14 protein-coding genes are annotated in these 14,958 nt (G+C 70.9%); 4 read left to right on the forward strand and 10 right to left on the reverse strand.

Translation table 11 applies throughout. From position 1 onward, the window contains the following. Positions 1-64: 64 nt before the first annotated feature. The 3 genes from BLW47_RS17240 to BLW47_RS17250 form a co-directional block, all read right to left on the reverse strand. Positions 65-247, reverse strand: coding sequence for an Imm53 family immunity protein (locus BLW47_RS17240; protein ID WP_091558372.1), 183 nt, complete (start codon positions 245-247; stop codon positions 65-67). A 207-nt stretch (positions 248-454) separates the two neighbouring features. Next, on the reverse strand, positions 455-952 hold the full coding sequence (locus BLW47_RS17245) for a hypothetical protein (RefSeq protein WP_139307338.1): 498 nt from the start codon (positions 950-952) through the stop codon (positions 455-457). A 20-nt stretch (positions 953-972) separates the two neighbouring features. Next, positions 973-1,431 (reverse strand): hypothetical protein, encoded by a 459-nt coding sequence (locus tag BLW47_RS17250; protein WP_091558378.1) that lies wholly within the window; start codon positions 1,429-1,431, stop codon positions 973-975. Between the two features lie 188 nt (positions 1,432-1,619). Between BLW47_RS17250 and BLW47_RS17255 the strand changes: the two genes are divergently transcribed. Beyond that, entirely contained in the window at positions 1,620-4,442 is a 2,823-nt protein-coding gene (locus BLW47_RS17255; protein ID WP_139307339.1) for an AfsR/SARP family transcriptional regulator, read from the forward strand. A 266-nt stretch (positions 4,443-4,708) separates the two neighbouring features. Here BLW47_RS17255 and BLW47_RS17260 read toward each other — a convergent pair whose 3' ends face one another. Beyond that, positions 4,709-5,074 (reverse strand): transcriptional regulator, encoded by a 366-nt coding sequence (locus BLW47_RS17260; protein WP_091558384.1) that lies wholly within the window; start codon positions 5,072-5,074, stop codon positions 4,709-4,711. Continuing rightward, positions 5,071-5,766 carry a hypothetical protein gene (locus BLW47_RS17265; protein ID WP_091558387.1) on the reverse strand — a complete coding sequence of 232 codons (696 nt, stop codon included), beginning with the start codon at positions 5,764-5,766 and terminating at the stop codon, positions 5,071-5,073. Before BLW47_RS17265 ends, BLW47_RS17260 begins: the two co-directional genes overlap by 4 nt. Positions 5,767-6,110: 344 nt before the next feature. On the opposite strand from BLW47_RS17265, the gene BLW47_RS17270 reads away from it, so the two are divergent. Continuing rightward, positions 6,111-6,569 (forward strand): hypothetical protein, encoded by a 459-nt coding sequence (locus BLW47_RS17270; RefSeq protein WP_091558782.1) that lies wholly within the window; start codon positions 6,111-6,113, stop codon positions 6,567-6,569. A 35-nt stretch (positions 6,570-6,604) separates the two neighbouring features. Here BLW47_RS17270 and BLW47_RS17275 read toward each other — a convergent pair whose 3' ends face one another. The 3 genes from BLW47_RS17275 to BLW47_RS25195 form a co-directional block, all read right to left on the reverse strand. After that, positions 6,605-6,985, reverse strand: a complete 381-nt coding sequence (locus tag BLW47_RS17275; RefSeq protein WP_139307340.1) for a DUF7712 family protein — start codon at positions 6,983-6,985, stop codon at positions 6,605-6,607. A 50-nt stretch (positions 6,986-7,035) separates the two neighbouring features. Next, on the reverse strand, positions 7,036-7,902 hold the full coding sequence (locus BLW47_RS17280; protein ID WP_091558394.1) for an oxidoreductase: 867 nt from the start codon (positions 7,900-7,902) through the stop codon (positions 7,036-7,038). 173 nt (positions 7,903-8,075) lie between these two features. Continuing rightward, on the reverse strand, positions 8,076-8,249 hold the full coding sequence (locus tag BLW47_RS25195) for a hypothetical protein (protein WP_175543675.1): 174 nt from the start codon (positions 8,247-8,249) through the stop codon (positions 8,076-8,078). Positions 8,250-8,494: 245 nt separating this feature from the next. Between BLW47_RS25195 and BLW47_RS17285 the strand changes: the two genes are divergently transcribed. Further along, complete coding sequence (locus tag BLW47_RS17285) at positions 8,495-9,934, forward strand: PepSY-associated TM helix domain-containing protein (protein ID WP_175543676.1); 1,440 nt, start codon at positions 8,495-8,497, stop codon at positions 9,932-9,934. A 104-nt stretch (positions 9,935-10,038) separates the two neighbouring features. Further along, a complete protein-coding gene (locus BLW47_RS17290; protein WP_091558401.1) occupies positions 10,039-12,282 on the forward strand; it encodes a penicillin acylase family protein in 2,244 nt (747 codons plus the stop codon). Between the two features lie 48 nt (positions 12,283-12,330). On the opposite strand, the gene BLW47_RS17295 is transcribed toward BLW47_RS17290, so the two are convergent. Beyond that, a complete protein-coding gene (locus BLW47_RS17295) occupies positions 12,331-14,385 on the reverse strand; it encodes an acyl-CoA dehydrogenase family protein (protein ID WP_091558405.1) in 2,055 nt (684 codons plus the stop codon). Between the two features lie 92 nt (positions 14,386-14,477). Beyond that, positions 14,478-14,888: a (2Fe-2S) ferredoxin domain-containing protein gene (locus tag BLW47_RS17300; RefSeq protein ID WP_091558408.1), complete on the reverse strand. Its 411-nt coding sequence runs from the start codon at positions 14,886-14,888 to the stop codon at positions 14,478-14,480. Between the last annotated feature and the right edge of the window lie 70 nt (positions 14,889-14,958).

The following is a 14,958-nucleotide window of genomic DNA, read 5'->3' on the forward strand; positions in this document are numbered from 1 at the left end:
TAGGCAAACCCGCGACTTGGGCCTATGACGCGAGTGCGCGTCGGGTTCAGCGACCGGCCGGACATTATCGGCCGGCCTCGGGACGAGTTTCCGCGTCCGCCGACCGGCGGAACATGTGCAACGCCTCACCCAGGTTCAAAGGGGCGAGCCCGTACTCGTGCTCCCACTCGCCGTTGCACTGCGAGGCGTACCAGGCCTGCAACCAGGTCCACACGCCGGGCGCTAACTCGTCGTATTCGTCCTGCACTCCGTGGCTCCCGGCCTGCCGATGATCGTTGTCAGCGCCAGGTAAGGGTAGGTCTCACGGGCGACGTATCGCTTGAGGCAACGCAGGATTTCCGCTTTGGTCTTGCCTTCGCCGGTCACGTACAGATCTTCGGGCGGTGGGCGGGCCGCCGCACGGACGCGGCCTGCCGGTGGGCATGGTGCCCACCGGCAGGCCGGATCGTGGTTGTTACGAGATCGCCGGTGAGCCGGTGAGGCTCCAGGTAAGGTCGCCCTTGCCGTCGCCGATGATGTCGTAGGAGACGTTGCCGTCGGCCGTCCATCCGCCGGTCGCCGCCGTCTGCAGGAACGGTGTGGCGCACGTGAGCATGTATCCGTAGGTGGAGCCGTTCGCGTTGTAGGTCGCCGTGCAGCTCGCGGTCTCGAAGTCGGAGTCGTACCGCTCGAGCCGCACGTTGATGATGAAGTGGTAGAAGATGTTGACACTGCCGGCCTTGGGACCGTTGGTCATTTCGGCGTAGGCGCGCACAGTGTCGACGTCGACGCGCTGTACGCACAGCGTGATGGTGATGTTGCGCTGTGCGGTGGCCGTGCCGTTGCTGAATCCCTTGGAGTTGCCCCGGCACTGCTCGACGGCGGCGGCGCTGGCCGGCGACGTGATTGCCACCGTCCCGACCAGGGTCGCGGCGATCACGAGCAACGTCGCCAGTCCTTTTTGGAACCGCATGTCCTTGTCCCCTTCACTGTTCAGGAAATGGCCGGAGAACCCGCGAGGCTCCAGGTGAGGTCGTTCTTGCCGTCGCCGATCAGGTCGTAGGAGACATTCCCGTCGGCCGTCCATCCGCCGGTCTCACTCGAGTACCGGTCCTGCGTCTGGCAGGTGAACCGCTGCCCGCCGGCGTCGTCGAAGTTCGTCCATGCGGTGGCGTCGCAACTGACGGCGGCCATGTCCGCGTCGTTCTGCTCCAGCCGGACATTCACCACCAGGTGGTAGACGATGTCGGCGGTGCCGGACTTGGCGCCCATCGACACCGAGCCCCACGCGCGCAGGGTCACGTCGTCCCGCTCGACACACAGTCGGACCGTTACGCTCCGCGAGGCGGGCGTCGCGCCGCCACGGGCGAACACCTTGCTGTTGCTGCGGCACTGGATGTTCGCCGCCGGGGCGCTCGCGTTCGCGTTCGCCGCCGGCGCGAACGTCAGCACGCTGGCCAATACCGCGACGACCAGTGCGCCGACTCCAAATCTCTGTGTACTCACCGTGTCATGCCCTCCCGTTCCCCGAACCGGGTGTCCGCGGCAACGGCCGCTCCGCTGCCGGCTACTTTGACGGTCGCCGATGGGCGTGGAAAGCGAGTGGACGCCGCGTGAAAGCCGGCGAATTCATCGATACGATGGCTGCGCGAAGCATCTGGGCCTGGGGGACCATAGACGTGGGTGAATTACGGGTCGCTGTGCTGGGGCCGATTCAGGTGGAACGCGCCGGCAGACCCGTGCGGCTTGGGCCGCGATTGACCGAGCTGCTGTCGGTGCTGGTGCTGGAGCTGGGCGCGGCAGTGCCGGCCACCCGCCTCGTCGAGCTGCTGTGGGGGGACCCGGCGCCGCCGAGCGCGGCGGCAACGCTTCGCAGCCACGTCTCGCACCTGCGCCGGGCGCTCGGCCCGGCGTCGCTGGTGACCGTCGGCAGCGGCGCCGGCGTCGGCTACCGGTTGACCGCTCCGCCCGAGTCGACCGACGCCCACCGCTTCGAGCGGGCCTGCGCCGACGGACGTCGACTCCTGGCGACCGGCCGGCCCAAGGACGCCGGATGCGCCGTCACGGTGATCGGTGAGGCGCTCGCGTCCTGGCGCGGTCCGGCGTACGCCGAGGTCGCGGACCGGTCCTTCGCCCTGTCCGAGGTGGCCCGCCTCACCGCCGTGCGCCGGGCGGCTCTGCGTGACTACGGTGAGGCGCTGTCGGCCTGTGGCCGGCACGCCGATGCGGCCGCGCACCTCGCGGGCTGCGTGGCCGAGGAACCGCACGACGAGGGTCTGCGCCGGCTGCTGGTCCTCGCGCTGTACGCCGCGGACCGGGTCGACGAGGCGGCCGAGGTGTGCCGGCAGGGGATCGAGCTGTTACGCGAACGCGGCATCGACTCTCCCGGCCTGCAGGACCTGCAGCGGCTCGTGCTGCGCCGGGAGGTGCCGGCGTCGGCGCCCCCGTCGCCGGTCCCGCGCCTGCTACCGCCGGACCCGCAGCGCTTCGTCGGGCGGGCGGACGAAATGGCGGTGGCCCGGCGTCGGCTGGGCGATGCCGCCGAGCGCGGCGGGGTGCTTGTCGTCACCGGTCCGGCTGGTGTGGGGAAGACCAGCTTCGCCGTCCGGCTTGCGCACACCGTCGCGGAGCGCTTCCCCGATGGCCAGCTGTTCCTGAATCTGCGCGGCTTCGACCCGAGCGGGACGCCGATGGACCCGGCCGAGGCGCTCCGGGTTGTCCTGGACACTCTCGGGATGCCGCCGCACCGCATCCCGGCCAGCGTTCCCGCGCAGGCGGCACTGTACCGCGACCAGCTGGCCGGCCGCCGGATGCTCGTGGTACTGGACAACGCCCGTGACACCGACCAGATCCGCATGCTCCTGGCCGGCGTGCCCGGCTGCGCCACGCTGGTGACCAGCCGCAACCGGCTGGCCGCGCTGGTGGCCTACGACGACGCGCACCCGTTGACCCTCGACCTGCTCTCCCGCACAGAGGCCGAAGACCTGCTGGCCCGCCGGATCGGTGCGGACCGCGTCGCCGCCGAGCCGGGCGCGGTGGACACGATCGTCGAGCGGTGCGCCCGCCTGCCGCTGGCCCTGTCCATCGTGGCCGCGCGGGCCGCGGCCCATCCGGCGTTCACGCTCCAAGCGCTCGCCGATGAGCTGCTGGACTCCGGCGGCGGGCTCTACGCGCTCGCCGGCGGTGAGGCGGTGACGACCGTACGGACCGTCTTCTCCTGGTCGTACCGGACCTTGAGTTCCGCTGCGGCGCGCCTGTTCCGGCTGCTCGGTCTGCCGGTCGGGCCGGACATCGGCGTACTCGCCGCCGCCGCCCTCGCGGGGTGCCCGCCGGCCGAGGTACGGCCGCTTCTGGTCGAGTTGACGTCCGCGCATCTGCTGGCCGAACAGGTCCCCGGACGGTACAGCGCGCACGACCTGTTGCGGGCCTACGCCGTCGAACTCTCCCGCGACGACGCGTCGGACGACCGGCAGGCCGCCCTGCGCGGGCTGCTCGACTACTACCTGCACACCGCGTACGCGGCCGAACGTTTGCTGTGGCCGCACCGGGACCCCATCACCGTCGAACCGGCCGCCACCAAGGTGACGATCGACGACCTCACGGACCAGAGCGACGCGCTCGCCTGGTTCACCGCGTGCCGGGCGGCGCTCCTGCCGGCCGTCGAACACGCCCTCGACGCCGGCTTCGTCACCCACGCATGGCAGCTGGCCTGGACCCTGACCTCGTTCCTGCACCGGCAGGGACTCTGGCCCGCCCTCGCCGCCAGCCAGACCGCAGCGCTCGCCGCCGTGCAGCACCTGGGCGACCGCGCGGCACAGGCACAGGCACACCGGGAGCTGGCGCTCGCCCTGACCCAGCTGAGCCGCCACGACGAGGCACACGCCCACCTTCGACGCGCCCACGACCTGTTCGACGAGCTGGGTGACCGGGTCGGTCAGGCACACACGTACCTCAACCTCGGCTGGATCTGCGAGGTGCAGGGCCGTCAGCGGGCCGCACTGGACCACGACCGGCGGGCCCTCGAGCTGTTCACCGCGGCTGGTCACAAGATCGGACAGGCCAGGGCGCTCAACGCTGTGGGTTGGGACCTCGCCCAGCTCGGGCAGCACCTCGACGCCGTCAACCACTGCCAGGAGGCACTCCGGCTGCACCAGTCGCTCGACAACCTCTCCGGTGAGGCGCGGGCCTGGGACAGCCTCGGTTACGCCCACCATCACCTCGGTCAGTTCGCGGAGGCCCTCGCCTGCTACGACCGCGCGCTCGCGCTCCACCGACAGGACGCGGACCGGTACTGCGAGGCGGAGACGCTGACCCACCTCGGCGACACCCAGCACGCCGACGACGCCGACGACGCGGCACGCGGGTCCTGGCTGCTTGCCCTGGCCATCCTGGAGGATCTCGGTCATCCGGACGCCGAGCAGGTTCGGCAACGGCTGGCGGCGGTAGCCGACGGGCCAGGGTAGCCGCGACAGGCCACGACGTCCCCGTCGCAGCGCAGGGCAGAGTCGACCGGGTGCCGAGCACGACAACTACTCGCGGCGAAAATGGCCGGCTACGCCCACGTCACCGTCGACCGCGCCCACGACGCCCGGTTCGTCCTCGGCCGCATCGAGGACCTGGTCGCCGGCCGCAACCCGGACGCCGAGCGGCTTCCGCTGCGTAGCGGAGCGGCACGGCGACCCCGGTTGCGAGCGCGGCTGCGAGCAGGTGTCGGCGGGTCAGTGCGTGGTCATCGATCATCCTGGGTGTCGGTGGTCTCGACTCGCGCGATGAGCAGCTTCAGGCGCCCGATCTCGTCGGCGAGCGCCGTGTTGCCGGCGCTGGTGAGAGTGATCCAGGTCCGGCCCCGCCGTCCGGCGTAGCCCTTCTCGACCTGGACCAGGCCGGCGGTCTCCAGCACGCTCAGGTGCTGGGAGAGGTTGCCGGCGGTCAGTTCCAGTTGGGTGCGTAGGTAGCCGAACTCGACCCGGCGGGCCTCGTGCGCGATGGTGAGGATCCCGAGCCGGACCCGCTGGTGCACCACGTCGTCCAGGCCGGTGACCGGATGCGGGGATTCGATCTCGTCCGGCTCCGGGGTGTCGGCGGCGTCGGTCACCGGGGCCGCCGCAGCCGTTGCGCCAGCGTGAAGCCGGCGCTGCCCAGCAGCAGCGCGCTGCCGTTGATGACCAGCTGGGGTATGAACCAGGTGTGCGGACCCCAGTGCGCGCCCCAGCCGAAGTTGATCGGCACCAGGACCACCGCGAGGTACCCCAGGGTGAACAGCAGCAGCGCGACGTGCCGCTCCAGCCAGGCCAGCACGAGCAGGGCCAACCCGATCGCGCCGGGCGGGTCGAGCAGCCGGAACAGGAACTGGGCGAAGGCGGACGGCTCCTCCGGGTAGGCCAGCGGGTTGAGGTGGGTCCACACCGCCGCGAAGGCGAAGCCCAACCCGATGAGCGCGACGCCGGTGACCGCGTACGGCAGCACCCGGGTGTCCACGCCCCGGGCCCGGGCCGCCCGCAGGTACCCGCCGGCGATCACCACGTACGCCAGGACCAGCGCCGCCAACCAGTAGAACGTCACGGTCTGGAGCCAGACCGTGCACACCTGGCCGTCGTTCGCCGGGTGGCAGTCGCTGATGACGCGACCGTACCGGTACGCCGGGATCGCCCCGAACGTCATCAGGGCCAGCACCAGCAGCGGCAGCCACGTCACCCGCTGGTCAAGGCGAACCCGGCGCGCGAGGTCGCGCGCATCAGACAGCAGCCGGCGGGGGTCACCGCCGGCGGGTACCGATTCAGTAGTCATGCGAACAGGTTTGCATAGCAAACTCGTTTCCGCTAGTACTACCTTCGGCGGCTGCCGCGCAGTCAGCCCGGATCCGTACCAGCCCGCGGGCGAACGCCGCGACGACGAAGACGCCGAGGGCCAGTACGCAGGCCGTGCCGCCGGCCGGAAGCCGCTTGCCACCCAGGCGGCGAGGTCATCGATGGTCAGTAGAGGGCTGGCCGCCATTCGGGGGCGGCGGGGCTGTTCATCGCCGGCCTAACATGTTGGCCGAACCGGGCTGGCGTCGCATAGCGCGGCCGGCAGATTGCCGGTGGGCCCTGGCGTCTGACGGCACGGCCGGGGCTGCCCGGGAGGAGGCGGTGGTGAGCGGCACCGACAAGCCGATCGGTTACTGGCTCAAGCACCTGCACAACATGATCGAGGAGCAGTTCGACGCGACGCTAGGCGACCTCGGCCTCGACCGCCGGCAGTGGCAGATCCTGAACCTGCTCTCCGCCGCGACGCGCAGCCGCAGCGAGATTGAGCAGGCGCTCGCGCCGTTCTGGCCGGATGGCCCACGTCGACTCGAAGCGGCCGTTAACGGTGCCGATGGCCTGGCCGCGCGGGGGTGGGCGCGGTACGACGGCGGCACGTTCAGCCTGACCGAACAGGGGCGCGCGGCGCACCGCGCGGCGGCGGAGCGTGTCGGCGAGACGCGGCGGCTGCTGCTGCGCGGGCTCACCCCCGAGCAGTACGCCGAGACCGTCCGGCTGCTGTCGGTCATGGCCGGCAACCTCGAGGCGGCCTTGGCAGGCCGTGCGGCGGGCAGCAAGCAGGACTGAGCGCAAGAGAAATCTCCGGCCGCGTGGCCGTGCACTCACACGTGGTTGGAGAACTCGACCTGCCATCGCCACGCCGAGTGATCATCGGCGTGCCACCACGCCCGCAGGATGCCCGCCTCGCCCCCCGGCAGGATCACCAGCCGCCCCAGGTCGTCGTCACCGGGCCACCCGTCTTCCAGCGTGATCCGGTCGTCCCGCCGGACCAGAAAACTCATCGGCCCGGGCGCGCCGCGCTTGAGATCGCGTCCCTCGGCGCGGGGCGACCCGTCCTCGCCGCGCACCGTCACATCCAGCACCGGCGGCGCCGCGTGCACCAGCAGCCGGTCGCCGGCGACCTCCGCGCCGACGCGGGACCGGGCGAACGACAGACCCGTCGCTCCGACGTGCGGCATCCACAGGTCCCACACCTCGTTCATGTCCATCACATACCCGTCGCGCGGCACACCATACGGGAGCAGCGGTGGCGCTATTCGAGGCTCGCCAGCTCGTCCGCGGACAGGCGAAGCGCCCCGGCGGCCACGTTCTCGACCAGGTGGTCCGGGTTGCCCGTACCCGGGATGGCCAACACGTGCGGCCCGCGACTCAGCGTCCAGGCGATCCGGACCTGCGCCGGCGTGGCGCCGTGTTGACGTGCGATGGCGAGCACGGCGTCGTTGTCGGCGACACCGCCGGCCTCACGTCCGTCACCCGCGATCGAGTAGAACGGCACGAACGCGATGCCCTGCTCGCCACACGTGCGGAGGGTCTTGTCGCTGATGCGATTAGCGATGCCGTACGCGTTCTGCACGCACACGACGGGGGCGATCGCCTGGGCCTGTGCGAGATGTTGCGGGCGGACATTGGAGATGCCCAGGTGCCGGATCAGGCCGGCGTCGCGCAGTTCGGCAAGCGCACCGAAGTGTTCGGCGATCGAGTCGAGGCCGTGTTGGCGCAGGTTCACCACGTCCAGGTGGTCGCGGCCGAGCTGGCGCAGGTTCTCCTCGACCTGCCCACGTAGTTGATCCGGCCGGGCCAATGGCAGCCAATCCCCGGCCGGATCCCGGCCGGGGCCGACCTTCGTGGCGATGACCAGATCGTCGGGATACGGCGCCAGCGCCCGGTTGATCAGTTCATTGGCCGAGCGCAGCGGGGAGAAGTAGAACGCCGCCGTGTCGATGTGGTTCACACCCAGCTCGACCGCACGGCGCAGCAGGCCGATGACCCGATCGCGGTCGCTCGGCGCGCCGAGGGCGCTGCCCGTCAGTCGCATCGCGCCGAATCCGATCCGGTTGACGGTCACGTCGCCGAGCGTCCACGTACCCGCCGAAGCCGCAGTGGTCCTGTGAGTAGACATTGGACGAACATAGCCATGGCCGCCGATCTGCCCGGTCGGTCGTGTGACGGATGGTGCCACGCCAACATCAGGGTTACGTTGCTTGTGGTCAGAGATCACTGCCGAGCGCGGCACGGTTGGCGGCGTGGGACGCCGGCCGCCGGTGGCGGCGACCGGCGTCCCGCGGCCGCGCGTCAGCCGTCGGTACGGTCCTCGGCGATCACCTGCGCCCGCAGTTTCACCAGGGCGCGGAGGGCCAGGCTGTACATCTCGATGCTCTTCTCGCTGTGCGTGTCGATCGCGGTCTTGAGTTCTTTGAAGGTTTTGGCCACGACCTCGTCCAGGGTGTTCTTGTCGATGCCGTTCATCGCTGTCCCTTCGTCTCGGTTCGATCGGACCGGCGTTCGCACCGGCCAATGCGTGATGCTCTGCCACGGGGCGCAGATCCGCATGCTCTGCGTCCCCCGAACGCACCGCCAAAGACGCGGTCATGGCGCTGCGGGAACTAACGAGGTCCGGCTGACGACTATGTGACCGAGACAACCGCTGCGCGCCCTCCGCGGTGGCGGGTGGCAGCCGACGGCGCTGTTGCGCCCCGACCGAGGAGTTCGCCGTGACTCTGGAAATCGACACGACGAGCGGTGAGACGCGCGCCGCTGCGGCGCCCCCGCGACCGAGGGGCGCGTGGGCGCTGTTGCGGCCGTTGATCCTTCGTCTGCACTTCTACGCGGGCGTACTGGTCGCGCCTTTCCTGCTGGTGGCGGCGGTCAGCGGCGGGCTCTACGCGCTGAGCCCGCAGCTGGAGCGGGTGGTCTATGCCGAGCTGCTCGAAGCGCCGGCCGCGTCCGGTCCCGCGCAGCTGCCGCTGGCTGACCAGGTGGCGGCCGCGGAGCGGGTGAGCACGGTGACCGGTCTGGTCGCGGTCCGGCCCGCCCCGGCGGGTGGCACGACGCGGGTGCTGTTCGACAACGGCACGTTCGCGGAGTCCTACCGGCACGCGGTCTTCGTCGATCCCGCGACGGGGAACGTCCTGGGTCAGGAGACGGTGTACGGCACCAGCGGGTCGCTGCCGGTGCGGTCCTGGATCGACGAGCTGCACCGGTCGCTGCACCTGGGGGAGACGGGCCGGCTCTACAGCGAGCTCGCCGCGTCCTGGTTGTGGGTGCTGGCGTTGGGTGGGCTGGCGTTGTGGGTGGCTCGAACGCGGGCGCGCCGGTCGGCGCGCGCCCTGCTGGTGCCCGAGGCGGGCGCGCGGGGTCGGGCCAGGACGCGTTCCCGGCACGGCGTGCTCGGTGTGTGGCTGCTGCTCGGGCTGTTGGCGCTGTCGGCCACCGGGTTGACCTGGTCGCGTTTCGCTGGCGAGAACGTGACCGACCTGCGTGCTCGCCTGGGTTGGTCCACGCCGGGGCTGACCACCGCGACCGCGTCGAATCCGGGCACGGCCCACGGCGGCGATCACGGGGATCACGGCGGATCCGTCGCCGGCAACGGGGCGGTGAACGTCGCGGACATCGACGCCGTGCTCGCCGCTGCCCGCGCGGTCGACGTCAGCTCCGACCAGGTCGAGATCGGGCTGCCGAAGCCCGGGAAAACCTGGACCGTCACCGAGGTCCACCGCGAATTTCCCACCGCCGTGGACGCCGCGGCCGTCGACCCGACCACGCTGGCTGTCACCGACACCGTGCGTTTCGCCGACTATCCCTTCATGGCCAAGCTGACCCGCTGGGGCATCGACCTCCACATGGGCGTGCTGTTCGGGCTGCCCAACCAGATCGCTTTGGCCGGTCTCGCGGCGGGCCTGGTCACGATGCTGGTGCTCGGCTACCGGATGTGGTGGCAGCGGCGGCCCACCAGCGCCGCCCGGTGGCGCCCCGGCCCGGCCTACGGCCCCGGCGCACTGCGGGCGTTGCCCTGGCCCGTGTTGGCGGCCGTAGCAGTGGTGGCGATCGCGGTCGGGCTCTTCCTGCCCCTGCTGGGGGTCAGCCTGCTCGCGTTCCTGCTCGTCGACACCGCGCTGGCCGCGTACCGGCGGGTCACGACCCGGACCGCCTGATCCACCCGTCGGGGTGACCGGCGAGCACATATCTGTCGACTTCTATTGCCGCGCCAATCGAGCGGATGGTAGTCATTTGGGACCCGAGAAGAGGGGACCAACTCATGAGCCAGCCGCAGAACGAAGGGGTGAGCCGGCGTCGCGTTCTCGGCGGAGCAGCCGGACTCGCCGCCGGCGCCGCGGCCGTCGCGGCGCTGCCATCCGGCGGCGCGTCCGCCGCTGCCGCGACGAACGCCCCCGACCTCGCCCGCTGGCGTCGGCAAGCCGCCCACGTGACGATCACCCGGGATGACTGGGGCATCCCGCACGTGGTGGGCAGGACCGATGCCGATGCGGTGTTCGGGATGATGTACGCGCAGGCCGAGGACGACTTCAACCGGATCGAGCGCAACTATCTGGTGAGCCTCGGGCGGCTGGCCGAGGCCGAGGGCGAGGGTGCGATCTGGCAGGACCTGCGCCAGCGGCTGTTCGTCGACCCCGCGGTGCTGAAAAGGGATTACGCGAAGGTCCCGGCCTGGCTGCGCAAGCTGATGCAGGCCTGGGCGGACGGGCTGAACTACTACCTCGCGACCCACCCGGAGGTGCGACCACGCGTAATCGATCGGTTCGAGCCGTGGATGCCGCTGAGCTTCTCCGAAGGCAGCATCGGCGGCGACATCGAGCGGGTGCCGCTCACCCAGCTCGAAGCCTTCTACGGCAAGCGTGCGGTGCCGATGACGGACGAGGAGCGTGGGCTCCTGTTCCGCGAGCCCAGTGGCTCCAACGGCATCGCGATCGCGCCGAGCCACACCCGGGACGGCCACGCACTCCTGCTGATCAACCCGCACACCAGCTTCTTCTTCCGCTCCGAGCAGCATGTGACCAGCGGCGAAGGGCTCAACGCCTACGGCGCCGCCACCTGGGGGCAGTTCTTCATCTACCAGGGCTTCAACGCGAACACCGGCTGGATGCACACGTCGAGCGGCGTCGACAACGTCGACGAGTTCGCCGAGACGATCGTGACCGGGGCGGATGGTCGCCGCTTCTACCGCTACGGCACGGCGCTGCGGCCGGTGACGACGAAAACGATCACGTTGTCCTATCGCACCGCGGATGGCGGACGGGCGCAGCGCAGCTTCACCACCTTCGCCACGCACCACGGCCCGATCGTGCGCGAGGTCGACGGCAGGTGGATCGCGTTCGCGCTGATGAACCGGCCCCTCGAGGCGCTGCAACAGAGCTTCCTGCGCACCAAGACGCGGGATTACGCGGACTTCATCCAGGTGGCGGACCTCAAGGCCAACAGCTCGAACAACACGCTCTTTGCCGACTCGAACGGTGAGATCGCCTTCCTGGTGCCGCAGTTCATGCCGCTGCGGGACGATCGCTTCGACTATCGCCGGCCCGTCGACGGCAGCGACCCGACGACCGACTGGCGCGGGCTGCACAGCCTCAGGAGCCTGCCGCAGGCGGTGAACCCGAGGAATGGCTGGGCGTTCAACGCGAACAACTGGCCCTGGACCGCGGCCGGCGCGGACAGCCCGCGGGCCGCCGACTATCCACGCTACTTCGACCAGGCCGGCGAAAACCCCCGCGGGCCGCAGGTGGTGCGGGTGCTGACCGCGCGGCGCGACTTCACCCCGCAAACGCTGATCGCCGCCGCCTTCGATCCGTACCTGACCGCTTTCGCCCGGCTCGTGCCGGGGCTCGTCGCGGCGTGGGACAAGCTGCCCGGGGGCGACCAGCAGAAGGCGGAGCTCGCCGGCCCGGTCGGCGTGCTCCGCGACTGGGACTACCGCTGGGGCGCGCAATCAACCGCGACGTCGCTGGCCGTGTTCTGGGGTGAGGCGCTCTGGGCACCCCTGGCCCAGGCGGCGAGAGACGCCGGCATGTCGATGTGGGATTACCTGGCCGAGCGGGCCACCGACGCCCAGCGGCTCGCGGCGCTGGAGGCGGCGACGGAGCGGCTGACGCAGGATTTCGGCAGCTGGCAGGTGCCCTGGGGCCAGATCAACCGCTTCCAGCGCAACGACGGCGCGATCGTGCAGACGTTCGACGACGCCAGGCCGAGCATCCCGGTGCCGTTCACCTCCGCGCAGTGGGGCTCGCTCGCCTCGTTCGGGGCGCGGCGCTACCCGGGCACGAAGCGCTACTACGGCACCAGCGGCAACAGCTTCGTCGCCGTCGTGGAGTTCGGGCCGAGGCTGCGCGCCTGGGCGGTAACGGCGGGCGGCGCGAGCGGACATCCCGACTCGCCACACTTCAACGACCAGGCCGAACGGTACGCGAGCGGCAACCTCCGGCGCGTCTACTTCTATCCGGAGGAGCTCAAGGGCCATGTCGAGCGGAGCTACAAGCCGGGGCACTGATCCCGGATGACCGCCACCGAAGGGGTGTGACACAGTCCCGAGCAGCCCTCACTGAGCGGGGGCGACCTCCAGTTCGGTGGCGCTCTCCGACGGGATCTGCGCCCCCTCCGCCTCGGCGCGCACCGCGGCGTCGTGGGCGGCCATGGCCTCCTGACGATCGTGCTCCTCGCGCAGGATCGCCGTGGCCTTCCACTCCTCGGGGATGGCGAACGCGTCGACCAGCGTGATCATGTGCGGTCGCAGCTCGTGGAGCAGTTGGTTCACCGTGGCGGTGAGCACCTTGGCGCGGGCGGGTGTCAGCCTGCCGTGTTCGAGGAACCACGCCTTGTCCCGCTCGATGGTCGACAGCGCGTAGAGGTCGCAGACCTTGTCGAGCAGCGCCTTCGCGCCCGCGTCCGCCGTCCGCTCGATGCCGGCGACGAACGCCTCGAGCACCACCCGGTCGATGTGCGCCTGCGCGGTGCGCAGCACGTGGTCCTGGACGCCGTTGAACACGTCGAACGGCTTCATGCCGTCGGTCGCCGCGTTCCTGCGCAGCCGCCGGATCGCGCCCTCGAGCACGTGCTTCTCGCGGTCCTCGAAGGTCTTCAGCTGCCAGCCGCGGTCGCGCATCGGCACGTCGTCCTCCCGGCCGGGGACGGCGTCGACGAGCCGCTGGATCAGCCCGCGGGCCGCCGTCCGCTCCAGCACCGTCTCGCGGACCAGATCCGCGATGAAGCCGATCCTGCCCCAGCCGTCGAGCGAGCCGAACGTGTCGCGGTAGCCGGTGAGCAGACCCTTCGCGACCAGCTGCAACAGCACCGTGTTGTCGCCCTCGAAGGTGGTGAACACGTCGGTGTCCGCCTTCAGGTGCGGCAGCCGGTTCTCCTGCAGGTAGCCGGCGCCGCCGCAGGCCTCGCGGCAGAGCTGGATCGTGCGGGTGGCGTGCCAGGTCTGGGCGGCCTTGAGGCCGGCGGCGCGGGACTCGATCTCGCGCTGGGCGGCCTCGTCGATCTCCTCGCCGTGTTCGTGCACCGCCGTCTGGATGTCGTGCATCTGGCTCACCAGCTCGCCCTGCGCGAAGTGCAGCGCGTAGGTGGTGGCCAGCGCCGGCAGTAGCTTGCGCTGGTGCGCCAGGTAGTCGTTGATGACGATCTCGCGCTCCTCGCCGGGAGCGGTGAACTGGCGGCGGATGTCGCCGTAGCGGACGGCGATGTCGAGCGCGAGCTTCGTCGCCGAGCCGGCCGAGCCGCCCACGCTGACCCGCCCGCGCACCAGTGTGCCGAGCTGGGTGAAGAAGCGCCGCGTCTCGTTGCCGATGCGCGACGTGTACGTGCCGTCCTCGGCCACCTGCCCGTACCGGTCGAGCAGCATGTCGCGGGGGACCGTGACGTGGTCGAAGGTCAGCCGGCCGTTGTCGACGCCGTTGAGGCCGGCCTTGGGGCCGGCGTCGCCGATGGTCACGCCGGGCATGGGGTTGCCCTGCGCGTCGCGGATCGGCACCAGCCAGGCGTGCACCCCGTGGTTGGTCCCCCGCGTGATCAGCTGCGCGAACACGACGGCCATCCGCCCGTCCTTGGCGGCGTTGCCGATGTAGTCCTTACGGGCGGCCGCGTGCGGGGTGTGCAGGTCGAACGTCTGCGTCTCGGGGTCGTAGGTGCAGGTCGTGCGCAGCTGCTGGACGTCGGAGCCGTGCCCGGTCTCGGTCATCGCGAAGCAGCCGGGCAGGTCGAAGCTGATGATGTCCCGCAGGTACGCGTCGTGGTGCCGCTTCGTGCCGAGCAGTTGGACGGCGCCGCCGAACAGGCCCCACTGGACTCCGGCCTTGACCATCAGCGACAGGTCGCCGAAGGCGAGCATCTCGATCGAGGTGACCGATCCGCCCGAGTCGGCCTGGCCGCCGTACTCCTTGGGAAAGCCCAGGCTGGCCCGGCCGGACTCGGCCAGCTTCCGGGCCATCCGGGTGACCCGCTCGCGGGCTTCCTGCACGCTCTCGCCGTAGACCGGCAGGAACTCCTCGTCGTGCAGGTTCTCCCGGGCGTCGCGGCGCACGTGAGCCCAGCGGCCGTCGAGGACGTCGCGGATCGCGGCCGGATCCACGCTCGTGGGCAGGGTGCTGGTCACTTCTCCTCCTGACTTGCCGCGGCGGCCTGGTCGCCGACGAGGTCGGACAGGCTCGATGTCTAAGCCATCACCAGGACATCACGCCGATCATCCTAGGTGGCGGAGGAGTCGAGGTCGCGGCGGAGCCGCCGGGGCGGGGTGAACGCGTACAGGTCGAGGATGCCCGGAGGATCGGCGATGCCGGGGCCGCCGGCGCGGACCCAGGCGACGATATCGTCGGCGGCGTCGGGGTCGTTGACGAGGCCGAGCCACACGGGGTGGCCGCCGGCGGCGCGCCCGGCCGCCGACGGTTGCACGACGATGACGTTGGCGTGATCGCAGGCGTCCAGGCACCCGGTGGCGCGGACCCGGGCCTGCCCGGCGAGCGCCCCGCGCAGCTGGGCGAGCTGCGCGGGGTGATCCAGTCCGGGGATCTTTCCCGTACCGCAGCAGCAGCCCCGGCACACCGTGACCGTGCAGGACCCCGCCTCCCGCGACGCCGGGCGGCGGGGGCGACGGCTCACCGGGCGTCCCCGGGCCGGCGCCGGGCACTCGCGTGCAGCAGGCGGCGACGGATGATCACACGAACACGCT

Source organism: Micromonospora pattaloongensis, assembly GCF_900107255.1.
GTDB classification, from domain to species: domain Bacteria; phylum Actinomycetota; class Actinomycetes; order Mycobacteriales; family Micromonosporaceae; genus Micromonospora_I; species Micromonospora_I pattaloongensis.